Raw genomic sequence first — 23,384 nt, forward strand, 5'->3', positions numbered from 1 at the left:
TTTTCGACAACCACGTTGACCACTTTAGAAGAGAGTGCAGCAGTGCCTGAAAAGACGTTCACCGATCTGTCGCCGCAGTCCGCACCCGCCGCCTCGCGCCGCATCATGGAGGCCACCCGGCAGCGCCTCGGATTCCTTCCCTCGGCGATGACCCGTCTCGCCGTCTCGCCGCACACCTTGGAAGCGTTCACCAGGATGAGCGCCGCCTTCGAGGACACCAGCCTGGACGTGCTGGCGCGCGAGACCGTCGTCCTCACTGTCGCGACCCGCAACCGATGTCATGTGTGTGTGGCCATGCACACCCGCAAGTTGCGCGCTCTGCAGGCGGACCAGGAGCTGATCGAGGCCCTGCGCGAGGCGCGTCCGCTCCCCGACGCACGCCTGGAGGCGGTACGCGTCTTCACCGTCGAGGTGCTCGACCGGGCGGGCGACGTGGACCAGAAGGCGCTCGACGCCTTCCTGGCCCACGGCTATACGGCGGAGCAGGCCCTCGAAGTCGTCCTCGGCATCGGCGCGTACACCCTCTCCACCCTGGCCAACCGGCTCACCGGCGCACCCGTCGACCCCGAACTGGAGCCGTATGCCTGACGCTCCCGGCGCCTTGCGCTCTCAGCGTGCGAGCCTCCGCACGGGCAGCAGGCAGTGTGCCGACGCGGCCAGCATCTCGTCGCTCACGAACTCCCGGAGCGCCTCCTGGCCGATCTCGTTCTCCAGGCGGGCCTGCGGCCAGGGGTGGGTCGCCAGTAGGAAGTAGACGTGCCCGCGATCGTGCGCCGCCGCGACCCACTCGGGCGGCGTCGGGTACTGCACCGACATCTTCGGCATCGTCAGCGCCACCTGGCCGGCCTCGACGAGTACGGAGACCGGGAACTGCCGCCCGCTCGAGGTGGCGTCCACGATGTCGCCGCCGACCGTCAGTCCGGCCCGCTCGGCGAGCTGTCGCATCGCCGCGACGGTCTCCTCCCGGGTGCCCGTGCCGTCGCCGAGCGAGAAGAGGAGCAGGAAGGCCATGTCCCGCCCGTCTCCGTACTCACCGGCCCAGCCGACCACGCTGAGGGTGCCGAACTGTTGCTGCTGAATGCCGCCTTGGGCGGTCTGGGGGGAGGTCATGGACGGGCACCCTAGTGGCGCCGAAGGCCGCAGCCGGTACCGGAATCACCCTGGATGACCACATTCGGCGCCTGTGCACGCCACCGAGCGTACGGTCGCTCAGCTGTACGTCCTCCCGGTGCTGACGCCTGTCACGCGGAGGTCATCGGGAAGTCACGCGCCACCGGGATCCCTTCGGGTCGCCCCCGGCAGGCTGGAGAGAGACCTTGCCTATGACTACGCTAAGGAGTTGTCCGGTCACACTTTGTTGCCCTTCGTTCGGGCAACTCGTACTCGGTGGTGAACATGTTGAATTCCGGAACCGCCCGTCACAAAGCACCCTCCCCGCGCGTCCTCGCGCGGGCGGGGGTGCTCGCTGCGGCTGTCGGCGCGGCGCTCGGCTCGGCCGTTCCGACAGCTGGGGCGGCCGAACAGGGTGGCGACGGGAAGTCCGGCGGTGAGGTCGCGGTGGGGGCCCTTGCCGAGAGCGTCACGATGCCTGCGCAGGAGACGGCAAGGGGGGCGGGCATGGCGCTCGGTGGTGCTTTGGGTGCGGTCAACGACCTCCAACTCGATCCGCTGGCCAACACCGGCACCGATCCGTTGGACAACTCCGTCGGCACCCAGATCGCCGACTTCCGTCCGGTGAGCACCGCGGCCGTCACCGGCCCGCTCACCCGCGGAGCTTCCCTCGGCGACCTACCGCTCGTCGGCCCGCTGGCGACCAGGGCGACCGACACGCTGCAGGGCTGAGCCCGCACGCCCGCCCGACCGCCCTGCGGTGCGGCTGTCGCGGCGTCAGGTGCCCCCCCACAGCGCGGCGGCTGCCTGCCCGCCGTGGCGCCACCTGATGCCGGAGCGCGTCAGGTGTCGCCGCAGCGGCAGCGGCAGCTCTGCCGCTGTGGCAGCTGCCGCTGCCGGGGTGACAGCCGCCGTCGCCGTCGCCGCCACGACCCCAGGCGCAGCCACCGCTTCGGTCGTCGCCGCGGCAGCACGCGAAGAAGCCACCGGCTGGATGCCGGTGGCTTCTTCTATGCGGGTCCCGCTTCGACGCGTGGTCCTGCGCCTCAGCGGTTGTTCTCGCCGTTGGCGGAGAGAACCGGGATGTCGTCCAGGATGTGCGACAGCGGCTCGTCGCCCTTGGCCTGGGACGAGTTCTGCGCGCACTTCTGGGACTGGTAGTTGGACAGGATGTTGATGTCCTGAACCGTGATCGGGATCAGGCCGATGAGGGAACCGACGTTGATCTTCTCCATGGGCAGGAGGCAGAGCCTGTTCAGCGAGCCCTGGATGAGCTGGTTCTGCGGGCTCATGTTGCCGTACGTGGCGGCGTTGCTGTCGCTCTGGTCGGCGCCGTTGCCGTTCACGGTGGTGGTGCCGGTGTCGTTACCGGTGGCCAGCGCCTGCGGGGCGGCCATCGCGGAGATGCCGACGAGTGAAAGGGCCACCGTGGCGGTGGACAGGGCCTTCTTCATCATGGGTTCTACCGTTCTTCCTGGAATGGTGCGGAAGTCTGGGACGTCGGGTCTAACTGTCTTCCGCCTCATGAGTTTTTCCTTTTCACCTGAATGGTGAGTACGCCGTGACCCGAATTTCCGTTACCGACGCGGGGTCGTCACTCGACCAGCGGAAGTCCGCCCAGCAGATTCTGATCGCCGATCAGTTTCCCGTCCTGCAGGGGGCGCTTCACCGCTTTCACCAAGGCGTCGAACTGCGGGCCTTCCACACCCACCGGGGGAGAGGAGGAGAGCAGCTCGCCACTTCCGAGGGCGTAGTCGAGACCGCGGTTCAAACCCATGCGCGGACCGACAGGCGCCTCGTTCGCGAAGGCGGGCGACGCCGCTCCCAGAGCCATCACCGACCCCGCGACGACAGCGGCGGTCTTCCTGTTTTTCATACGGTGTTTCTTCTCCCGGAAACTGTGTGATGTTCCGACAGCGCCTGCCCCGGTGCTGCAACCGGTCGACTGGAAACTGCCGCTTCTCCCCGATACGCGCCACGACGCCCGATGCCCAATCCCTGCCCGGGTGCAATGTGAAACGCGGAACGCGGAACAGTACGCAGCGGGAAAACGGGGCGTACGGCGGAACAGCGCGTACGGCGAAACGGCCGTATCGCGGAACAGCGGCAATGGCGGTTCCGCGATACCCGGACGTCCGCTGCACGGGCCGGTAGGCGGAGCACGACGAATGCGACCGATACGCCGAGTACGACGAATGCGACCGATACGTCGAGTACGACGCGACGACGTAACGACGCGACGACGTGCGAAGCTCCGACGCGTGCGTCAGGCGTGAAGCCGTGTGGAGCGGCGGTACAGCACCACACCGCCCAGCAGCGTGCCCACGCCGAGGGCCGCCGTGCCCCAGACACCGGACCCGCCGGTCTCCGCCAGCGCCTCGGAGGGCGTGCGCTCGGGCTCGGCCGCTCGCGGAGCGGTCGGAGCGGCTTCCCCGGCGTCGACCGGCGTAACCGCCTTCTCCGCCTCCGGGGCGCGCTCGCCGGCGTCCGGATCCGCGGGCTTCTCGCCGCGGTTTTCCACCGGTTCGGCGGGCTTCTCCGGAGCGCGCTCGGGCGGGCGCTCCTGGGCGTTCTCCGGCGGCTCCTCCTCGGTCTGCTGCTTCGGGGGCTGCTTCGGCTCCTCCCTCGGCTTGTGGTGGTGAGGAGGCGTCTTGGCGGGGGTGTGGCCGTTGACGCACTTGTTGCCGAACGCCGGGTTGAGCAGCGCGACGATGTTCACCGTGTTGCCGCAGACGCTGGCCGGCACATGCACCGGAGCCTGGACCACGTTTCCCGACCCGACGCCGGGGGAGCCGGCGGCGCCACCACCGGCTCCCGCGTCGGCCTGTGCGTACCCGGCTGCGCCGGCGAGTGCTCCCGTTGTGGCGGCAGCGGTCAGGAGGCTTTTACTCAAGACCTTTCGCATGGTCTCTTCCTGCTCTCAGTCTGGTGCGGAAGGCGCGGAATTCCGACGATCCCGTATCCGCGTCTCAAGAAACCGGACGGCTCCGGCACGTGGGCTCCACTCCCCGCACCGGAGCCGTCCGAACTCGTTCCCGCGCACGAGGGCGGGGAACGTCAGTCGGCGACGCAGGTGTTGCCGAACGCCGGGTTGAGCAGACCGATGATGTCGATGGTGTTGCCACAGACCTGGATCGGGATGTGAATCGGGACCTGGATGACATTGCCCGAGATGACACCGGGAGAGTTCGCGGCGCCACCCTGGGCGCCCGAGTCCGCGAGAGCCGGAGCGGCGGCGGTGCCCAGGGCCATCAGCGTGCCTGCGGCGACGGTCGCGACCTTCGTGTACTTCACGTGGGAGTCCTTTCTCAAGCGGGGTTCCCTGGACCACGGATTTCGTATGTCCACGAGTGCTGGCTGATCGCCCGCAACTCCGCTGTCGCCATTCGTAACGATGTCACGTTCCGTACGACACGAGTTATGCCGAATTACCTGCTCCATCCCTCTGATGGAGTAATGGATCGTTCTGGCCACGTCACGGGTTACGTCATTCGATGAGGTGGGCCCGGATGCGGAAATTCCTTCGGACAGATGACAGCCCACAGGCGCCCGCGCAAACAGCGGAAGGCCCGGGGCGTAGCCGCCCCGGGCCCGCTGCCCGCGTTCCGCTCTGGCCGCAGCCGGAGCTGCTTAGCGGTTTCCGGTGCCGTTGCCGGAGAGGAGGGGAATGTCCTGAAGAATGTGCGAGAGTGCCTCGTCGCCCTTGGTCTGGGTGGAGTTCTCGACACACTTCTGGGTCTGCGGGCTGGACAGGATGTTGATGTCCTGGACCGTGATCGGGATGAGGCCGATGAGGGAGCCCAGGTTGAGCTTGTCCGGGAGGGCGATACAGGGCTTGTTCAGCGAGCCCTGGATCAGCGCGAACTGCGGGCTCCAATTCCCGTAGGTCGCGGAGTTCCCGTACATCTGGTCCGCGCCGTTGCCGTTCACCGTGGTGGTGCCATGGTCGTTGCCGGTGGCCATGGCCTGGGGGGCAGCCACACCGACGATGGCTGTGGCGGCGGCGGCAGTGGCCAGCGCGTTCTTGATCATTGATAGTCCTCCTGATGTGGAGCTCAGACGCGGAGCGCACTGGACAACTCGGTCACGCGGTGTTGGTTGCGCATATTCACCCGGACGACAACCTCTGTGACCAGCGACGATGTGATCCTCGGTTCATCGGTCCGGTCTATTGGCGTGCTTCCCCTCCGCACACGCACCACGGGCAGAAAGCACCATTGCGACCACCACGACCGGCACGACCGTCGCACGGTGGGGTGGGGGCGCGCCCGCCCGTTCGGGTCATCCGCCCTGCCGTCCAGGTCGGCGGACGGTATGCCTGGAGGGGTGGCCGAGGAATGTGTCGGACCGAGAAGCGTGGCGGCGGGCGGGTCGCGGAAGGGAGTGCGGCCGTGAGCGGCACCGTAGTGGTGGGAGTGGACGGCTCCCCGTCGAGCCTGGAGGCCGTCGACATCGCCGCTCAGGAGGCGAAGCTCCGCGGCGGCTCACTACGTGTCGTACACGCGTTCGTCTGGCCGATGATGAAGGTCCCGCTCGGGCCGTCCGCCGTGGGCCCTCCCGAAGGCGGACTGCGCAGCGTCGCCCACCGTACGGCCGAGGAGGCCGCGGCTCGCGCCAAGAGCTCCCAACCGACCGTCGAGGTCACCCACGCGGTCATCGTCGGTGAGCCGCTCTCCGTCCTCACCGCCGAGTCGCGCGACGCCGAACTCGTCGTCGTCGGCACACGCGGCCTCGGCGGCTTCACCGGACTGCTCGTCGGCTCCGTCGCCGTCTATCTCACCGCACACGCCGAGTGCCCCGTGCTGGTCACCCGCGGCAGGAAGCACCCCACCGGACCGGTGCTGCTCGGGGTGGACGGCTCCGAGGTGGGTGACGCGGCCGTCGGCTGGGCCTTCGAGGAAGCGTCGCTGCGCGGGGCCGAACTCGTCGCGCTGCACAACTGGAACGCCTGGACGGGCCCGGTCGCCGCGGGACCGAGCGTCCAGGTCCCCACGTACTACGACGTGGACCTCTACCGGGCGGAGGAGGAGAGCGTACTGGCGACGGCCATCGCCGGGTGGCGCGAGAGGTACCCGGACGTGGAGGTGACGCCCCGACTCGTCCAGGAGTACACCAGGCAGGCACTGATCGCGGCCAGCGAGGAGTCCCAACTGCTCGTCGTCGGCGCCCGGGGGCGGGGCGGATTCACCGGACTGCTGCTCGGGTCGGTCAGCCAGGCGGTGCTGCATCATGCGGAGTGCCCGGTGGCGGTCGTACGGGCCAACCGCGAGCGCCGGCACGCGCCATCGTCGCACCGGGGACGGTTGACGGACGGCTGACGGAGGGGCGACTGAGGGGTGACACGGCGGCTGAGGGGTGGCGGTTTGGTGTCCCCAAGGTCGATTTGCGGTCCAACTGCTGCTCTCACAACGGAGTTGAGGCATCCTGCGGGACGTGGACCAGTAGGTGCCGGGCCCGGCGACGTCCTGCCGGCCGCCCGGCGACACCGACCGCGCCCCTCCGGCCATGCACTCAGGAGCCCCCACCATGTGTGCTTGTTGTCGCCCGCCCTTCCGACATCTGTCCCGCCGTCACAGGCTCGGACGTCCACGGACCTCCGTAGGCGTCGTGCTTGCGGCCGCGGCTGCCCTTCTCATCAGCGCGGGGGCGGGGTGCGGGAGCGGACACATTCCGGACGCTGTCGGTACGGGCAGTACGGGTGGTGCGAGCGAGTCCGGTGATGGGCGCGGTGGTCCGCGCAGCAACACCCACGCTGAGGCGGACAGTGGTGCGCGCGGCGGTGCTCGCGATGACGGGCGCGGTGGCGGGCGCGGTGACCGCGGTCGTACGAGCGCGCCGTCGTCCGGTCCACGTGCGCACGGTGCCGTGACCGTCGCACAGGCACGCCGCATCCTCGACCGTTACGAGAAGATTGCCACGAGGGCCGACCGGACCCGGGATGCCGCCCTGCTGGCCGAAGTCGCGGCAGGAAACGTCCTGGAACGGCAGACAGCCGGCTACCGGCAGTACAACGCACTTCCGCAGCACGAACGCGCTCCGTTCGCACGTCCGACCGACTATCGGAGCCCCGCGTTCCATATCCCGTCGGGCGCTCCCTGGTTCCTGGTGACCGCCACCCGCGCCGCCCCCGCACCCCAGCCCACCGTGCTGGTCTTCGCCAGGGAAAGCGGAGCCGAGGACGAGGCAAGGGCCGGACGTGAGACGAGAGCTGGAGGCAAGAGAACAGGCGAGGGCGTGGAGACGGCTGAAGGCAAGGGGACAGGCGAAGGCGAGGCCAGGGCCGAGGGGCGACGGAGGACGAACGGGGCGCGGGAGGGGCGCACGGTGACCCGCTGGCGCCTACGTGTCGCGCTCCCACTACAGGCCGCCGGGCCGCTGCCCCGCATCGCGACGACCCGGTCCCGACTCGCGACGGAGGTCGACGCCACCGCCGGGAGCGGCGGGCCACGTCCGCGCCCGTACGACGTGCAAAGGGCGTACGAGGACCTGTGGCAGACGGGCGGCACCGACGAGGCAAGGCTGCTCGCCCCCAACGCCGTGACAAAGGAGGCGCGTTCCACCTACCGCCACCGCGACGACGAACTCGGCGCGGAGGGCGCCCGCAGATACTTCGTACCGGTGTCGCCGCGCCACCGTGACAGCTACGCGCTGCGTACCGCGGACGGGGGAGTGCTGGCGGTCGTACCGCTTGCGCACGAGCAGTGGCTGCGCGTCACCCGCCCCGATTATCAGATCACCCCCTCCGACGAGGAGGCCGTCTACGACCCCGCTCCGCGCTCGACCGTCATCAGTACCTTTCACGGCCAGGCGCTCGCCCACCTGCCGCGGCAGGGGCGGCCGACGGTGCTGTCCGCGAAGTACGCACTGGTGGACTCGCGATGAGTGGATATGAACGAGGGACTCGGACAGACGGCGACGTTCTGGTGCAGTGAGCGAGCCGCACTGCGCCGCGCTGCTAGCACACGCGGTGCAGCCAGCCGTGCGGGTCCTCGGTACGGCCGTACTGGATGTCCAGCACGTGCTCGCGCAGCTCGACCGTCTTCCTGCCCGGTGTGCCGTCGCCGACGGTGAGTTCGTAGTACCGGGCGCTGTCGCCTGCGTGGCCCGCGTGGCCCGTGTCGCCTGCGTGGCCCGTGTCGCCCTGCCGGGCCTCGCCTTTGAACCCGGTGATCGGAGTGACCACGGCCGCCGTCCCCGCGGCGAAGGCCTCGACGAAGGTGCCGTCGGCGACTCCGGTGCGCAGCTCGTCGATGTTGACCGAGCGTTCGATCGGAGTCAGCCCGTGCTGGTCGGCCAGCGTCAGCAGGGTGTCGCGGGTGACGCCTGCCAAGATGGTGCCCAGTTCCGGTGTGACCAGGTGCCCGTCCGAGGTGATCAGGAGGAGGTTCATCGTGCCGGACTCCTCCAGATTGCCCTTCCCCGCGCTGTCGAGATACAGCACCTGATCGCAACCGTGCTCCGCCGCCTCGCGCTGCGCGGCCAGGCTTCCGGCGTAGTTGCCGCCGCACTTGGCGGCACCCGTACCGCCCTCCGACGCCCGCGCGTACGTGCTGCTCACCCACAGGGTGACCCCGGTGACCCCGGACTCGAAGTACGGCCCCGCGGGGCTCGCGATCACGGCGTACTCGACGCGGGCGGCGGACCGTACCCCCAGGAACGCCTCGGAAGCGAACATGAAAGGCCGCAGATACAGGCTCTCCTCACCGGCCGGTACCGGGACCCACGGTTCATCGACCTCCACCAGCGTGGCGCAGCTGGCGATGAAGTCCTCCTCCGGCAGCACCGGCAGGTCCAGCCGGCGCGCTGACTGTGCGAAGCGCCGCGCGTTCGCCTCCGGCCGGAACAGCCACACACTGCCGTCACCGTGCCGGTACGCCTTCAGGCCCTCGAAGATCTCCTGCGCGTAGTGCAGCACGGCGGCGCTGGGGTGCAGCTGGAACGGCTCCAGCGGCCCCACCCTGTGCCCTGCCCAGCCACCGTCGACCGTCCAAGTGGCCGAGGCCATGTGATCGGTGAAGTACTGCCCGAAGCCCGGCGCCGCCAGGATCGCCGCCCGCTCCTCCGCCCCCACGGGCCGTCCACTTCGCACCACGGCAAACTCAGTACTCACACCGACTCCTCCCGCCACACAACTCCCGACACCCGCCACGACTGCCCGGAATCGTAAGGTGCCCGACCCACCAGGACACGGGTCGTACGCGGTACGGCGAGGCGCCCCCGGTGGCCGCCGCCGTGCGCAGCCACCGCGCACCGCAGCCCACCGCCTGCTGCACCCACCGCCTGCTGCGCCCACCGCGCCATCGCGGCCAGGCAGGGCCCCGAGAGGCGCAGGCCCCGGGCAGAGGCGCAGGCCCCGGGCAGGGGGGCGGGCACGCGCAGATACGGACTCTCGGGCTCATGCCCCACGCGCACCGCCCGCCCTTCCCGCAGGCCGCCCTCGGCCTACCCCAAGCAGTCGAACGCGTACTCGGCGGTCCCGCTGCCCTTCCAGTACACGGTGCCCGTCCCGTACGCGGGGATCGACACACACTTCGGGTTCTTCCCGGAGCTCAGCTGGACGGACCCGCTGATCTCCACGCCGCAGTCGTTGCGCAACGAGGCCCAGCCCGGCCCCTGCTCGGTCAACTCGGCACAAGCCCCCAACACACCCGGCACAGCCGCGTCATGCGCTGCCGCACCAGCGGCCTGAGCGGGTACGACGACCAAGGCGGCACCGGCCGCCAGCACACCCAGAACACGCGGAAGTCGAAACACGAAGGGCACGAAGAGTCCTCCCGTTGGCGGTGCGGAAACAAGGCTCGCCGCCCCCGGCCCGCACCCCCGGACGCGCCCTCGCCGACGGCCGCCACCCGCCGCACGCTCACGTACGACTGGTCTCGACCACCGACCCAAATCCTCACCCACCCCCCACCCCACCGCAAGCCCCCGGCGAATACACGGAAGCTCCCACAAAACCCCACGTACGCGTTCTCGGACGAAGAACGACGGACGACGGACGACGAACGCCAGGTCGTCAGACGGCAACCCGCTCGCTGATGGCTCCGCCACTCAACTCTCGTACCCACCGGCGTTCTCGGGGTTCTCCGGCTCGTGCCTCGACGCAAGGACCGATTTCAGTAACCCCTCGGCGGCCTGGAGTCGTTCACGCAGCTCGTGGACTTCCATGTTCCGTTCCCGCCGATCGAGTTCGGTATTGCGACGCCGGCTCTCCTCCTCACGAGCCCAGGTGAAGTACAGCTCAGCGCGACGGGAGTGGAGACTGTTCAGCTTCTCAAGGAGGATCAACCGCTCTTCTCGGACGGAACGCAGCTCGTCCTGGAGGCGCTCGATGCGTCGGCTGTGTTCCTGGCGCTCGGCTTCCAAAGCAGCGAGCCGCTGACGAAGCTCCTCGTTGCGTCCCCGCTCATGACCCAACCGTTCGTGCAACTCGGCCAGTCGGTCGGCGCTATCGGCTCGGGCTTCCAGCGCGAGCAGCAATTCCTTACGTGTCTCGCCCTCGCGACGACTGCGCTCGGCCGCTCGACCATTGAGGTCTTCCTCTGCGGCGTCGAGGTCGGGAAGAGACAACACCACTGTGTTCGACTGTTCGTCCTTTTCTTCTTCCCAGACGCCAGGGGTGGGTAAGGCCAACGGTGACGTCTCGTCGCGCACAGCGATCCAAAGTGCCCGGAACTCGTCCAGCTCGCCGCCCAGGGCCTCGGCGACAAGTTCCAGCGGTCCCCAGCCAGGCGGACTCTCGCAGCGCAGCACGTTCCCCACCGTCGTATGGCTGATCGCCTTGCCGGTGCGCTGTGCGACGACCCTGAAACTCGGCTCGCCTCTTTGCCGATGCAGCAGCTGAAGCCGGTACCGGAGCCGCTCCAGCGCCGACCCCGAAGCAGTCCCTGATGCTGCCGACACCATCGCTCCCCCCTCGATGTGCTCGCGCAGCCGATCATCCCAGGAGCTGCGCCCGGGTGCGCTGGTTTCCCGCAGGCACATGGGCGGAATGGCCCGTCAAGTTCTGTAAGCCGACGGACCGAAGCGTCACTTCATGGAGGCTCGCGTGCGAGTTCGGAAGTGCATGTCCTCGTGCGTACGGTCCGGAGAACGGCGCGGGAGCGTGGAAGGGCCCAAGCGACCGGGCTCAACGCCCACCCTCCTAGGAGAAGTCACGCCCATGACGCCCTACACCCTCGCCCTGTTGCCTCTGATCGGCCTGGGAGCCGTCAGCTTGCTCGTCTACGTCCTGACCACCGTCTACCTCTGGTCGAACGACGCCGGGCGCCGGAGCAGAGCCTGGCGAGTACTGCAGGCGCTCCTGCACGCCGCAGAGCGCGAACGCCCGGGGGGCGCATGACGCACAGCACCGACGCGACGACTGCCCGCACCAATCGCCATCACAACGTGATCACTGACCTGGGGCTGCTTCAGCCTGCATCTGATCCTGGCAAGACAAACGCCCCGCACCAGCATCCAACCTGGTCACAGGGCGTTTCGGCACTTCAGTCGAAGTACCCCCGGCAGGATTCGAACCTGCGCACACGGCTCCGGAGGCCGTTGCTCTATCCCCTGAGCTACGGGGGCGTGGCCGTCTTGGCGGCGACAGGTAGAACACTACCAGGTCACCGGGGGTGGGCAGGAACGGGTTGTGCGGGAGGGTGGGGGCGGGGTGGAAATGGGCAAAACCCGGACGCAGGGGGAGGGGCGCGCCTACGCTTCTGGATGTGCCAGGTATGTCCGGCCGGGTGCTTGTTGTGGACGACAGCAGCGTCATCCGGCAGTTGATCAGGGTCAACCTCGAGCTTGAGGGCTTCGAGGTGGTGACCGCCGTCGACGGTGCCGAGTGCCTGGACGTGGTGCATCGTGTGCGGCCCGATGTGGTGACGCTCGATGCGGTGATGCCGCGTCTGGACGGGGTGCGTACGGCGGAGCGGCTGCGTGCCGATCCGCGTACGCGGCACCTGCCGCTCGCGCTCGTGAGCGCGTGCACCGAGCTGGAGGGTGGGGGTGTGGTCGACGGGGAGAGAGGTGTGGACGCGTTTCTCGGGAAACCGTTCGAGCCCGTGGACCTGGTGCGGATGGTGCGCTGTCTGATGCATGGGAGATCCGGAGGGGAGAGCGGTGGCTCCGGGGGTGCGGCTGACGCCTTCGGTGTCGTCTCCGAGGTCGTCGAGCCCTGAGGAAGGGCAAGCCGAGGGAGAGGGGGCCCAGGGGGAGAGCCCCCTGGGGACCGGGGGGGGGGTCGAGTCGGTCGGGTGCCCTGCGTCGCCCCCTCGCCGCAGTGCGTGACCAGCGCGGTCGCGTTCGGCCGCGTGGGCGTCCAGCTGCCGAAACCGGCTCGCGCGGACCCACCCCGCCTCCCATACGCTTGCTCTGTGACCCCCGCCCAGCTCTCGCGCACCATCCGGCACACGCTGCCTCGTGTGCTCCCGGACGACGCAGACGCGGGGTCCCTCTGTGCTCGTGTACGCGTCGTCGTCGAGTCGCCGCCCCGGCGCGGCGAGGGGGACTACGCGACCGGGGCCGCCTTCCAGGTCGCCGCGGCCTGCGGGCGTCCCGCGCGCGAGGTCGCGGAGGCGCTGGCCGTCAGGTTGGTACGGGACGAGGACGCCGTCTCGGTGGCCGAGGTCGTCGGCGGAGGGTTCGTGAATGTCACGCTCACGTCCGCCGCCCGGATCGAGCTGGTACGCACCCTCGCGGGGAGCGGGCCGGTGGACAGCGACTCGGTGGACCGCGCCACGGTCTCCGCCCCCGCCGGTCCCTCCACCGGTCTCCTCGCCCCCCTCACCCCCGAGCCGACGGACGATCCTTGCCGGGACATTCCGCGGTGGGCTGCGGTCACCGGGGAGGACCCCGCAGCGCTGGCGGTGCGTACGGAGCGGTCCAGCTCGCTCTTTCGGGTGCAGTACGCGCATGCGCGGATCTGCTCCCTGCTGCGTAACGGCCGACGGCTCGGGCTCAGGCCCGAGCCGGCGAGCGCGGTGCCGCTCGGTGCGGCCGGCGCGCGGCTGCTGGCGTTGCTCGCCGACCGGGCGCGGATCACCGCGCCCGGCCCGCTGGCGCGGCATCTGGATGCCGTCGCGGGGGCGTTCGCCGCGTTCCATGACGCGGGCGAGCCGCTGCCCCGTGGCGAGCAGAAACCCGGGGCCGCCCACCGCGGTCGGCTGGCCCTCGCCGAGGCCACCGGAGCGGTGCTGGCAGGCGGCCTGTCCCAGCTCGGCGTCACCGCACCCGTACATCTCTAGAGCCTTGGCTCCAGGGACATTGGAACTCAGCAACAGGGACACAGGGACACGATCATGAGCCGTTCCGCACACCCGGCAGGGCCCCGGCACGCCGACGTTCTCCCGGAGGGCCATTACACGGCGCCGCCGGCCGATCTGAACTCGCTCGACGCGCGCGTGTGGGCGCAGACGGTCGAGCGCACGCTGGACGGGGCCGTCTCCGTCGGCGGGCTGGACGTACGCCGGCTCGCCGAGGAGTTCGGCACTCCGGCGTATGTGATGGACGAGGACGACTTCCGCGCCCGCTGCCGCGCCTGGCGCGACGCCTTCGGGCAGGACGCCGACGTCTTCTACGCGGGGAAGGCGTTCCTCTCCCGCGCTGTCGTGCGCTGGCTGTACGAGGAGGGGCTGAACCTCGATGTGTGCTCCGGCGGTGAGCTGGCGACCGCGCTGGCCGCCGGGATGCCGGCGGAGCGCATCGCGCTGCACGGCAACAACAAGTCGAACGAGGAGATCACCCGGGCCGTGGAGGCGGGCGTGGGGCGGATCGTGCTGGACTCGTTCCAGGAGATCGCCCGTGTCGCGCACATCGCCGAGCGGCTGGGGCGGCGGCAGCCGGTGCAGCTTCGGGTCACGGTGGGCGTCGAGGCGCACACGCACGAGTTCATCGCGACGGCGCACGAGGACCAGAAGTTCGGGCTCGCGCTGGCCGGGAGCTCGTCCCATCCGGAGGCCGGCGGGGGCCCGGCGGCCGAGGCGGTACGCCGGGTGCTGATGCTGGACAGCCTGGAGCTCACCGGGATCCACTCGCACATCGGCTCGCAGATCTTCGACATGGCGGGCTTCGAGGTCTCCGCCCGGCGGGTGGTGGGGCTGCTCACCCAGATCCGGGACGAGCACGGGGTGGAGCTGCCGGAGATCGATCTGGGCGGTGGCCTGGGTATCGCGTACACCCCCGAGGACGACCCGCGGGAGCCGCACGAGATCGCCAAGTCGCTGGGCGACATCGTCACGCGGGAGTGCGAGGCGGCGGGGCTGGCGGTGCCGCGGCTGTCGGTGGAGCCGGGGCGTGCCATCGTCGGGCCGACGGCCTTCACGCTCTACGAGGTCGGCACGATCAAGGAGCTGGAGGGGCTGCGTACGTATGTGAGTGTGGACGGCGGGATGTCGGACAACATCCGTACGGCGCTGTACGACGCGGAGTACAGCGTGGCGCTGGTCTCCCGTGCCTCGGAGGCGGAGCCGATGCTCAGCAGGGTCGTCGGCAAGCACTGCGAGAGCGGTGACATCGTCGTACGGGACGCGTTCCTGCCCGCGGACCTGGCGCCGGGCGATCTGCTGGCCGTGCCCGCGACCGGTGCGTACTGCCGTTCGATGGCGAGCAACTACAACCATGCGCTGCGCCCGCCGGTCGTCGCGGTGCGGGACGGGCAGGCCCGGGCCATCGTGCGGCGCGAGACGGAGGAAGATCTCCTGCGACTCGATGTCGGGTAGCGAGATATACGTCCCACATACTGGAACAGACGTGGAATCTCCGTTTCGGTAAGTGAGACTTGACGGACGAAAACGCCCGGTCCGACGGGCCGGACGTCGGCTCGCGGGAGAAGGCGTCGGCCCGGACGACGAGAAAGACGCCGGTCCGGGCGACAAGAAGTCGAAGGCGCCGAAGCACTTCGAGAACCAAGAGCCGAAGCACTTCGAGAACCAAAAAACGTCGAGAAACAGAGGTCAGATGATGCGTACGCGTCCGCTGAAAGTGGCGCTGCTGGGCTGTGGGGTCGTCGGCTCAGAGGTGGCACGCATCATGACGACGCACGCGGAGGACCTCGCCCAGCGCATCGGCGCCCCGGTCGAGCTGGCCGGGGTCGCCGTGCGCCGGCCCGACCGGGTCCGTGCGGGTGTCGACCCCGCGCTGGTGACCACCGACGCGGCGGGGCTCGCCGCGCGCGAGGACATCGATGTGGCGGTGGAGGTCATCGGCGGCCTGGAGCCCGCCCGTACCCTGATCACCTCGGCGTTCGAGCACGGCGCCAGCGTCGTGACCGCGAACAAGGCGCTGCTGGCCGAGGACGGCTCCACCCTCCACGAGTCCGCCGAGAAGTACGGCGTCGACCTCTTCTACGAGGCTGCCGTGGCCGCCGCCATCCCGCTGGTGCGCCCGCTGCGCGAGTCCCTGGCGGGCGACAAGGTCAACCGGGTCCTGGGCATCGTCAACGGCACCACCAACTTCATCCTCGACCGGATGGAGTCCACCGGCGCCGGCTACAGCGAGGCGTTGGACGAGGCCACCGCGCTCGGCTACGCGGAGGCCGACCCCACCGCCGACGTGGAGGGCTTCGACGCGGCGGCCAAGGCCGCGATCCTGGCCGGTATCGCCTTCCACACCCGGGTACGCCTGGACGATGTGCACCGCGAGGGCCTCGCCGATGTGACGGCGGCCGACATCGCCTCCGCGAAACGCATGGGGTGCACCGTCAAGCTGCTGGCCATCTGCGAGCGCGCCGAGGACGGCCGTTCGGTGACCGCCCGGGTGCACCCCGCGATGATCCCGCTCAGCCATCCGCTGGCCTCGGTGCGCGAGGCGTACAACGCGGTCTTCGTCGAGTCCGAGGCGGCCGGGCAGCTGATGTTCTACGGCCCCGGTGCCGGCGGTTCGCCCACCGCCTCCGCCGTTCTCGGCGATCTGGTGGCCGCCTGCCGCAACAAGCTCAGCGGGGGCAAGGGCCCGGGCGAGTCCGCCTATGCGCAGCTGCCCGTCTCGCCCATGGGGGAGGTGGTCACCCGCTATCACATCAGCCTGGACGTGGCCGACAAACCCGGCGTGCTGGCGCAGGTGGCCACGGTCTTCGCCGAGCACGGTGTCTCCATCGACACCGTGCGGCAGAAGGGCAAGGAAGGCGCGCACGACGGAGCCTGGCTCGTGGTCGTCACCCACCGGGCCCAGGACGCGGCGCTCGGCGCGACGGTCGAGGCACTGCGCGGCCTCGACACCGTGCGCGGGGTGGCCAGCATCATGCGGGTCGAGGGGGAGTGAGCGTGCGGAGCGCCGCAGCGACGGACTGTGTGCGGCACCACAGCACCGCAGCGTCGGACAATGGTCAGTAAGGGAGCCAAGGAACAGTGACCGTCATGGAGCCTCCGATGTCACAGATGCGTGCCGCCGTCGGCGATGCCGCCTCGTCCGCGTCCGCCGCCCAGGGGGCGGGACGCACCGCGGGGCGCCCGCAGTGGCGCGGCATCATCGAGGAGTACCGCGACCGCCTGCCGGTCGCCCCAGAGACCACCCCCGTCACGCTCCGTGAAGGCGGCACCCCGCTGGTGCCCGCACAGAAGCTCTCCGAGCTGACCGGCTGCGACGTCCATCTGAAGGTGGAGGGCGCCAACCCCACCGGCTCCTTCAAGGACCGCGGGATGACGATGGCCATCACCCGTGCCAAGGAGGAGGGGGCACAGGCCGTCATCTGCGCCTCCACCGGTAACACCTCGGCGTCGGCCGCGGCCTACGCCGTCCGAGCGGGGATGGTCTGCGCGGTGCTGGTGCCGCAGGGCAAGATCGCGCTGGGCAAGATGGGGCAGGCGCTGGTGCACGGTGCCAAGATCCTCCAGGTCGACGGCAACTTCGACGACTGTCTGGAGCTGGCCCGCGGACTGTCGGACAAGTACCCGGTGGCGCTGGTCAATTCGGTCAACCCGGTGCGGATCGAGGGGCAGAAGACCGCCGCCTTCGAGATCGTCGACATGCTCGGGGACGCCCCCGACATCCATGTACTGCCGGTGGGCAACGCGGGCAACATCACGGCCTACTGGAAGGGCTACCGGGAGTATCACCAGGACGGCCCGGCCACCCGCACGCCGCGGATGTGGGGCTACCAGGCGTCCGGCGCGGCGCCGATCGTGCGCGGCGAGGCCGTCAAGGAGCCGAGCACCATCGCCACCGCCATCCGGATCGGCAACCCGGCGTCCTGGACGCTGGCCGAGCAGGCGCGTGACGAGTCGGGCGGCTTCATCGACTCGGTGACCGACCGTCAGATCCTCCGGGCCTACCGGCTGTTGGCCGCACAGGAGGGCGTGTTCGTGGAGCCCGCCTCGGCCGCCTCGGTCGCGGGGCTGATCCAGGCGGCCGAGCAGGGCAGGGTGGACCCGGGGCAGCGTGTCGTCTGCACCGTCACCGGCAACGGCCTCAAGGATCCGGACTGGGCGGTGGCGGGCGCGCCGCAGCCCATCGTCGTCCCCGTCGACGCGGACGCCGCCGCCGGGCGGCTCGGCCTGGCCTGAGCCGGTGCCCGGCGACTCCGGTCCCGCCACTGGTCTGGACCGGTTGTCACCGGTCGGCCACGGTGGGTCGGGTCACCGCCGGTCGGGCGCCGTGGGGTGGCCACGCCGGTCGGTCGCCGTCGGTGCGGACGGGCCGGCTGTCGCTGTCGCCGGTCGGCTGTTACCGGGGGGAACCGGCTGCCGCTGCGGGTCGCCGCAGCTGGTCGGGACCGATTCCGGCCGGGTCGGTTTCCCGGGGCCGTCCTCCGGGGCAGATCCCTGATGCGGGTCTCACCGGGCCGCTTCCGGACCGGGTGCGCGGGGTCGGACATCCGCATCGGAGCACTCGAAGCGGAGCGTCCGGCCGGCGACCCGTACCGGTTCCGCCCGGGCCGGTTCCGCCTCCGGGCGGGACGGTTCGGTGCGCGGCACGCATGCGTACCGCGCCGAAGCACGGGGAGGCTCACGACACGCATCGTGCGCCTCCCGTGCGCCCTATGTCGCCAGCGAACCCACCTTCGATAGGCTGAGTTTCACCCCGACTCCCGTACGTCCCCACCGCGGGTGAGCGCGGAGCCGTGACCGGTCCGGCGCAGCCGCGGTCGAGGGTGCTCCGCAAACCCAAACCAAGGAGAGTCATCGAGAGATGGCCGGTCCCGCGTTCCGCGCCGCCGCCGTCCGGGTGCGCGTCCCCGCCACCAGCGCCAACCTCGGCCCCGGCTTCGACGCCCTGGGCCTCGCCCTGGGGATCTACGACGACGTGGTGGTCCGCGTCGCCGACTCCGGGCTGCACATCGACATCGCGGGCGAGGGCGCCGAGACCCTGCCCCGCGACGAGAACCATCTGCTCATCCGCTCCCTGCGCACCACGTTCGAGCTGCTGGGCGGGCAGCCGCGCGGCCTGGAGGTCGTGTGCGCCAACCGCATTCCGCACGGCCGCGGCCTCGGCTCCTCCTCCGCCGCCATCTGCGCCGGCGTGATGGCGGCCCGCGCCGTGACCACCGGCGGCGAGGCCCGGCTGGACGACACCGCGCTGCTGGAGCTCGCCACCGAGATCGAGGGCCATCCTGACAACGTCGCCGCCTGCCTGCTCGGCGGCTTCACGCTGGCCTGGACGGACGGCGGCGCGGCCCGCGCGCTGCGGATGGAGCCCGCCGCATCCCTCGTCCCGGTGGTCTTCGTCCCGGCGAAGCCCCTGCTCACCCAGACCGCGCGAGGGCTGCTGCCGCGCAGCGTGCCGCATGTGGACGCGGCGTTCAACGCGGGGCGCGCCGCGCTGCTCGTCGAGGCCTTGACGCGCCGTCCCGAGCTGCTGCTGGCCGCCACCGAGGACCGGCTGCACCAGGAGTACCGCGCCCCGGCGATGACGGAGAGTGCGGAACTGGTCGGCGGACTGCGCGCCGAGGGCGTTCCCGCCGTGATCTCGGGCGCCGGACCGACGGTACTGGCGCTGGCGGCCGACGACGGCGAGGCCGACAAGGTCTCCCGGCTGGCGGGCGACGGCTGGACGGCCAACAGGCTCGCCCTCGATCTGGCGGGAGCCAGCGTCCTGCCGCTCTCCGCCACGGCCCGGACCGGTGGAAACGATGCCGGGAACGGTGCCGGTCAGGAGGCCGGGAACGGGACCGGAAACGCACCGGAAGGCACGGACAGCGGGCCCCGGTGACAGCGGGTTGCGGATCTTCGAGAGGGGGAATGTTTGTTGGATCCGGTAGTGTTAACCTCAAGTCTGCACTCGCAGTCTCGTGGGCCCCGCACAGGTAAGTGCGATGGTTCGAAGAGTGCGGTGCTTGCGTGTTCCCCTGGCAGCCCCAGCAGGGACCACCTCTTCTCCCAGGAGCCTCCCACACTGCTCGGCCCACTGCCGGGCAGGGGCGAACACGCTCCGGAGCCGACGTGAAGGACATCCATGTCGAGGCTTCACGCCGAACCCACGTACTGATCTCCCCGCCGTACATCAAGGCGGGACCACCGCCCCGGTCAGGTCCGCGAACACAGGACCGTAACCGGACAGCACAACCGGTCGCCGAGCCAGACTGGCCGACGTCCGCTCCAGGGAAGGACCCTTCGTGAGCGACACCACCGATCTGATGGGCGTGAACGCCGATACCGCAGCCGACGGTGCCGCGGCGCCCGCCGCTACGGACGCATCCGCCACGCCTGCCTCCGGTGCCGCACCCAGGCGTCGGCGCTCCGGCACGGGGCTCGAGGGCATGGTTCTGGCCGAGCTCCAGCAGGTAGCCTCCGGCCTCGGCATCAGGGGCACCGCGCGGATGCGCAAGAGCCAGCTGATCGAGGTCATCAAGGAGCGCCAGGCGGGCGGCAGTTCGGACTCCGCGCCCGCCGCCTCGGGCAAGGGCGCCAAGGCCGCCGACAGCAAGGCCGCCGACGCCAAGCAGGCCAAGGACGCCAAGGCCGACAACGCCGCCGGCAACGGCAAGTCCGCCGAGGGCGCCGACGGCGCCGAGGAGGCGAAGCCGAAGCGCCGCGCCACCTCCCGGGCCCGCACCGGTGAGGCCGAGGCCGCGCAGCAGGACGCCTCCGGCAGCCAGCAGCAGATCGACATCCCCGGCCAGACCGAGGGTGACGCAAAGGCTGCCCAGGAGGGCGGCCGTGGCCGCCGTACCAAGGCCGAGGCCGACACCGCCGAGGGCCGCACGGACGCCAAGTCCGGCGGTGAGGGCGGCAAGCAGGCTGCCCAGGACGGGAAGGCTGCCCAGGACGGCAAGGCTGCCCAGGACGGGAAGGAAGGCAGGTCCGAGCGGTCCGAGAAGGACGGCAAGGGCGGCTCTTCCGGCGAGGGCAAGCAGCAGCAGGGGGACCGCCCCTCCAAGCGCGAGCGCCAGCGGGACCGCGATCGCGACCGCAACCGCAACAAGAACGACGGCGGCGGTGGCGGTGGCGGCCAGCAGAACCAGGCCGGTGGCGGCGGAGGCCGCCGGGACGGCCGGGACGACTTCGACGACGACGGCGGCGGCCGTCGCGGGCGGCGCGGCCGCTACCGCGACCGTCGGGGTCGGCGCGGCGGCCGGGAGGAATTCGAGCCGCAGATCTCCGAGGACGACGTGCTGATCCCCGTCGCGGGCATCCTCGACATCCTCGACAACTACGCGTTCGTGCGCACCTCCGGCTACCTGCCGGGGCCGAACGACGTGTACGTCTCGCTGGCCCAGGTCCGCAAGAACGGCCTGCGCAAGGGCGACCACGTCACCGGCGCGGTCCGCCAGCCGCGCGAGGGCGAGCGGCGCGAGAAGTTCAACGCGCTGGTCCGCCTGGACTCGGTCAACGGCATGTCGCCCGACGACGGCAAGGGTCGTTCCGAGTTCAACAAGCTCACCCCGCTCTACCCGCAGGAGCGACTGCGGCTGGAGACGGAGCCGAACCACCTCACCTCGCGGATCATCGACCTGGTGGCGCCGGTCGGCAAGGGGCAGCGCGGTCTGATCGTGGCCCCGCCGAAGGCGGGCAAGACCACGGTGCTGCAGTCGATCGCGAACTCCATCACCCGCAACAACCCCGAGTGCCACCTGATGGTCGTCCTCGTCGACGAGCGTCCGGAAGAGGTCACCGACATGCAGCGGTCGGTCAAGGGCGAGGTCATCTCCTCGACCTTCGACCGCCCGGCCGAGGACCACACCACCATCGCCGAACTCGCCATCGAGCGGGCCAAGCGCCTGGTGGAGCTGGGCCACGACGTGGTGATCCTGCTGGACAACATCACCAGGCTCGCCCGCGCCTACAACCTGGCGGCGCCCGCCTCGGGCCGGATCCTCTCCGGCGGTGTCGACTCGACCGCGCTCTACCCGCCGAAGAAGTTCTTCGGCGCCGCGCGCAACATCGAGGACGGCGGCTCCCTGACGATCCTCGCCGCGGCGCTGGTGGAGACCGGCTCCCGGATGGAAGAGGTCATCTTCGAGGAGTTCAAGGGCACCGGCAACATGGAGCTCAAGCTCGACCGGAAGCTCGCCGAGAAGCGGATCTTCCCCGCGGTGGACGTGGACGCGTCCGGCACCCGTAAGGAAGAGATCCTCATGGCGAACGAGGAGCTCCAGATCGTCTGGAAGCTGCGGCGCGTGCTGCACGCCCTGGACCAGCAGCAGGCCATCGAGCTGCTGCTGGACAAGATGAAGCAGACGAAGTCCAACGCGGAGTTCCTGCTGCAGATCCAGAAGACGACCCCGACGCCGGGCAACGGCCAGGACTGAGGTCGACGGCCCCGACGCCCGGCAACGGCCAGGACCCAGGTCCGTCGGCCGGGGCCGGCGGTCGGGCTGTCGCCCGGACGGATGAAGGCGAGGGCCGCTCCACCACGTACGGTGGGGCGGCCCTCGCCGTGCGTTTTGGCTGCTGAGAGCTTGACCACAGGCCCTACCGACCGGTGACCGGTGTGGTCTCGGCAGGCGCGGGTACGTCGTCGCAGGTAAAACGGGAGCAGTGCCGCGTTGCGGCCCGGTCCGTGCGCCGCTGTCCCGTCACGCGCGCTTACGGCGCGCGGTGACTCGTTGTGCAACCCTTCCGGCGAGATGCAGCGTCCCCCACGGGACAACGTCTGCACCGGAACGACGTCCACACAGGACAACGGCGCCACGAGGCAGGACTGAGGGAAGTGACCATGGCGGGCGACAGCTACGAGGGCGACACGGCGGCAGCGCGCCGCTCCCGGGGCATACGTGCCTCCGGTCGTCGCCGCAGGCCGCTCAGCGGCCGCCGACGTGCCGTGCGGGTCGCCGCCTGGACCGCCGCGGGGGCGGTCGTGCTCGGCGGGACGAGTCTCGGGTTCGTCTACTTCAAGCTGGACGGGAACATATCCGGCGTCGACATCAACGCGGCCCTGGGCACCGACCGGCCGCAGGACGTGCCGAACGGCTCGATGGACATCCTCGTGCTGGGCTCGGACAGCCGCGCCGGTGCCAATGCGAAGTACGGCAAGGACGAGGGCACCGCCCGCTCGGACACGGCGATGGTGCTGCACATCAACGAGAAGCACGACAAGGCCAGCGTGGTCTCGATACCCCGGGACACCATCGTGCAGCGGCCCAGCTGCAAGGGTGACGAGTCGGTGGGCAACAAAAACGTTCCGGCGCAGCGGGCCATGTTCAACTCCGCCTATGAGGTCGGCGGCCCCGCCTGCGCCGTCAAGACCGTCGAGTCCCTCTCCGGCGTGCGGATGGACCACTACCTCGAGGTCGACTTCGCGGGCTTCCAGCGCTTGATCAACACCCTGGGCGGCGTCGAGATGACCACCCACGAGGCCATCAAGGACAAGGACAGCCACCTGAATCTCAAGGCAGGCACCCACCGCCTCGACGGCGAGCAGTCCCTGGGCCTGGTCCGTACCCGGCACGGGGTGGGGGACGGCAGCGACCTGGGCCGTATCCAGCTTCAGCAGGCGTTCTTGAAGGCGCTGATCGACCAGGTCAACAGCGTCGGGGTGTTCAGCAGCCCGAAGAAGCTCTACGACCTGGCCGACACCGCGACCTCCGCGATCACCACCGACTCGGACCTGGACTCGGTCAGCAAGCTGACCGGCATGGCGAAGATGCTCAAGGGCATCAAGTCCGACGACATCCAGATGACGACGCTGCCGGTCAGGTACGACCCGAACGACCCGAACCGGGTCGTGCAGATCGATTCGAAGACCAAGAAGGTCTGGTCGGCGATCAAGCACGACAGGCCGGTCCCGAAGTCCGCCACCAAGGGCTCGGCGGGCGACAAGACCGACATAGGCGATGTGGTGCAGCAGGGCAAGGCCCAGGCGGCGCCCAAGGCGGAGCCGGACGGGCGGGCCGGCCGCTGACGAGCGGGCGGACCGTC

General features: G+C 70.2%; 23 protein-coding genes and 1 tRNA gene. 13 read left to right on the forward strand and 11 right to left on the reverse strand.

The window, feature by feature from the left end:
- Positions 1-42 precede the first annotated feature (42 nt).
- Positions 43-588 (forward strand): carboxymuconolactone decarboxylase family protein, encoded by a 546-nt coding sequence (locus JW613_RS12495; protein ID WP_209210860.1) that lies wholly within the window; start codon positions 43-45, stop codon positions 586-588.
- 21 nt (positions 589-609) lie between these two features.
- Here the strand turns inward: JW613_RS12495 and JW613_RS12500 are convergent, their stop codons facing one another.
- Positions 610-1,110 carry a DUF5949 family protein gene (locus JW613_RS12500; protein WP_209210861.1) on the reverse strand — a complete coding sequence of 167 codons (501 nt, stop codon included), beginning with the start codon at positions 1,108-1,110 and terminating at the stop codon, positions 610-612.
- Between the two features lie 285 nt (positions 1,111-1,395).
- On the opposite strand from JW613_RS12500, the gene JW613_RS12505 reads away from it, so the two are divergent.
- The gene (locus JW613_RS12505; protein WP_209210862.1) at positions 1,396-1,842 is read left to right on the forward strand and encodes a hypothetical protein; all 447 of its coding nucleotides are present in this window, start codon (positions 1,396-1,398) and stop codon (positions 1,840-1,842) included.
- Between the two features lie 45 nt (positions 1,843-1,887).
- Here JW613_RS12505 and JW613_RS12510 read toward each other — a convergent pair whose 3' ends face one another.
- From JW613_RS12510 to JW613_RS12535, 6 genes are all read right to left on the reverse strand, one after another.
- Positions 1,888-2,058 (reverse strand): hypothetical protein, encoded by a 171-nt coding sequence (locus JW613_RS12510; RefSeq protein WP_209210863.1) that lies wholly within the window; start codon positions 2,056-2,058, stop codon positions 1,888-1,890.
- 98 nt (positions 2,059-2,156) lie between these two features.
- Positions 2,157-2,564 (reverse strand): rodlin, encoded by a 408-nt coding sequence (locus JW613_RS12515; RefSeq protein ID WP_209210960.1) that lies wholly within the window; start codon positions 2,562-2,564, stop codon positions 2,157-2,159.
- 140 nt (positions 2,565-2,704) lie between these two features.
- Positions 2,705-2,986 carry a hypothetical protein gene (locus JW613_RS12520; RefSeq protein WP_209210864.1) on the reverse strand — a complete coding sequence of 94 codons (282 nt, stop codon included), beginning with the start codon at positions 2,984-2,986 and terminating at the stop codon, positions 2,705-2,707.
- A gap of 390 nt (positions 2,987-3,376) precedes the next feature.
- Positions 3,377-4,015: a chaplin gene (locus tag JW613_RS12525; protein ID WP_209210865.1), complete on the reverse strand. Its 639-nt coding sequence runs from the start codon at positions 4,013-4,015 to the stop codon at positions 3,377-3,379.
- Positions 4,016-4,167: 152 nt separating this feature from the next.
- Positions 4,168-4,404: a chaplin gene (locus tag JW613_RS12530; RefSeq protein ID WP_209210866.1), complete on the reverse strand. Its 237-nt coding sequence runs from the start codon at positions 4,402-4,404 to the stop codon at positions 4,168-4,170.
- A 336-nt stretch (positions 4,405-4,740) separates the two neighbouring features.
- Entirely contained in the window at positions 4,741-5,142 is a 402-nt protein-coding gene (locus tag JW613_RS12535; RefSeq protein WP_209210867.1) for a rodlin, read from the reverse strand.
- Positions 5,143-5,501: 359 nt separating this feature from the next.
- On the opposite strand from JW613_RS12535, the gene JW613_RS12540 reads away from it, so the two are divergent.
- Together JW613_RS12540 and JW613_RS12545 are read left to right on the forward strand one after the other, a co-directional pair.
- Positions 5,502-6,428, forward strand: a complete 927-nt coding sequence (locus JW613_RS12540; RefSeq protein WP_209210868.1) for a universal stress protein — start codon at positions 5,502-5,504, stop codon at positions 6,426-6,428.
- 547 nt (positions 6,429-6,975) lie between these two features.
- Complete coding sequence (locus tag JW613_RS12545; RefSeq protein WP_209210869.1) at positions 6,976-7,992, forward strand: DUF8094 domain-containing protein; 1,017 nt, start codon at positions 6,976-6,978, stop codon at positions 7,990-7,992.
- Positions 7,993-8,065: 73 nt separating this feature from the next.
- On the opposite strand, the gene JW613_RS12550 is transcribed toward JW613_RS12545, so the two are convergent.
- The 3 genes from JW613_RS12550 to JW613_RS35740 form a co-directional block, all read right to left on the reverse strand.
- On the reverse strand, positions 8,066-9,220 hold the full coding sequence (locus tag JW613_RS12550; protein WP_209210870.1) for a branched-chain amino acid aminotransferase: 1,155 nt from the start codon (positions 9,218-9,220) through the stop codon (positions 8,066-8,068).
- 332 nt (positions 9,221-9,552) lie between these two features.
- Positions 9,553-9,873, reverse strand: coding sequence for a hypothetical protein (locus tag JW613_RS12555; protein ID WP_209210871.1), 321 nt, complete (start codon positions 9,871-9,873; stop codon positions 9,553-9,555).
- Positions 9,874-10,158: 285 nt separating this feature from the next.
- Entirely contained in the window at positions 10,159-11,091 is a 933-nt protein-coding gene (locus JW613_RS35740; RefSeq protein WP_245225458.1) for a hypothetical protein, read from the reverse strand.
- Between the two features lie 178 nt (positions 11,092-11,269).
- Between JW613_RS35740 and JW613_RS12565 the strand changes: the two genes are divergently transcribed.
- Positions 11,270-11,449 carry a hypothetical protein gene (locus JW613_RS12565; RefSeq protein WP_209210872.1) on the forward strand — a complete coding sequence of 60 codons (180 nt, stop codon included), beginning with the start codon at positions 11,270-11,272 and terminating at the stop codon, positions 11,447-11,449.
- Positions 11,450-11,604: 155 nt separating this feature from the next.
- Here JW613_RS12565 and JW613_RS12570 read toward each other — a convergent pair.
- A tRNA-Arg gene (locus JW613_RS12570) sits at positions 11,605-11,676 on the reverse strand.
- 149 nt (positions 11,677-11,825) lie between these two features.
- Here JW613_RS12570 and JW613_RS12575 point away from each other — a divergent pair.
- The 8 genes from JW613_RS12575 (at position 11,826) to JW613_RS12610 (ending at position 23,367) form a co-directional block, all read left to right on the forward strand.
- Positions 11,826-12,272 carry a response regulator gene (locus tag JW613_RS12575; protein WP_209210961.1) on the forward strand — a complete coding sequence of 149 codons (447 nt, stop codon included), beginning with the start codon at positions 11,826-11,828 and terminating at the stop codon, positions 12,270-12,272.
- A 195-nt stretch (positions 12,273-12,467) separates the two neighbouring features.
- Positions 12,468-13,337 (forward strand): DALR anticodon-binding domain-containing protein, encoded by an 870-nt coding sequence (locus JW613_RS12580; protein WP_209210873.1) that lies wholly within the window; start codon positions 12,468-12,470, stop codon positions 13,335-13,337.
- Positions 13,338-13,391: 54 nt separating this feature from the next.
- Positions 13,392-14,810: a diaminopimelate decarboxylase gene (gene lysA, locus JW613_RS12585; RefSeq protein WP_099884250.1), complete on the forward strand. Its 1,419-nt coding sequence runs from the start codon at positions 13,392-13,394 to the stop codon at positions 14,808-14,810.
- Between the two features lie 241 nt (positions 14,811-15,051).
- A complete protein-coding gene (locus JW613_RS12590; protein ID WP_209210962.1) occupies positions 15,052-16,350 on the forward strand; it encodes a homoserine dehydrogenase in 1,299 nt (432 codons plus the stop codon).
- 116 nt (positions 16,351-16,466) lie between these two features.
- Positions 16,467-17,591, forward strand: coding sequence for a threonine synthase (gene thrC, locus JW613_RS12595; RefSeq protein WP_245225532.1), 1,125 nt, complete (start codon positions 16,467-16,469; stop codon positions 17,589-17,591).
- A 625-nt stretch (positions 17,592-18,216) separates the two neighbouring features.
- A complete protein-coding gene (gene thrB, locus JW613_RS12600; protein WP_209210874.1) occupies positions 18,217-19,236 on the forward strand; it encodes a homoserine kinase in 1,020 nt (339 codons plus the stop codon).
- A 403-nt stretch (positions 19,237-19,639) separates the two neighbouring features.
- Positions 19,640-21,775 carry a transcription termination factor Rho gene (rho, locus tag JW613_RS12605; protein ID WP_209210875.1) on the forward strand — a complete coding sequence of 712 codons (2,136 nt, stop codon included), beginning with the start codon at positions 19,640-19,642 and terminating at the stop codon, positions 21,773-21,775.
- A gap of 407 nt (positions 21,776-22,182) precedes the next feature.
- Positions 22,183-23,367 carry an LCP family protein gene (locus JW613_RS12610; RefSeq protein WP_209210876.1) on the forward strand — a complete coding sequence of 395 codons (1,185 nt, stop codon included), beginning with the start codon at positions 22,183-22,185 and terminating at the stop codon, positions 23,365-23,367.
- Positions 23,368-23,384 lie beyond the last annotated feature (17 nt).

This window comes from Streptomyces smyrnaeus (genome assembly GCF_017676345.1).
GTDB lineage: Bacteria > Actinomycetota > Actinomycetes > Streptomycetales > Streptomycetaceae > Streptomyces > Streptomyces smyrnaeus.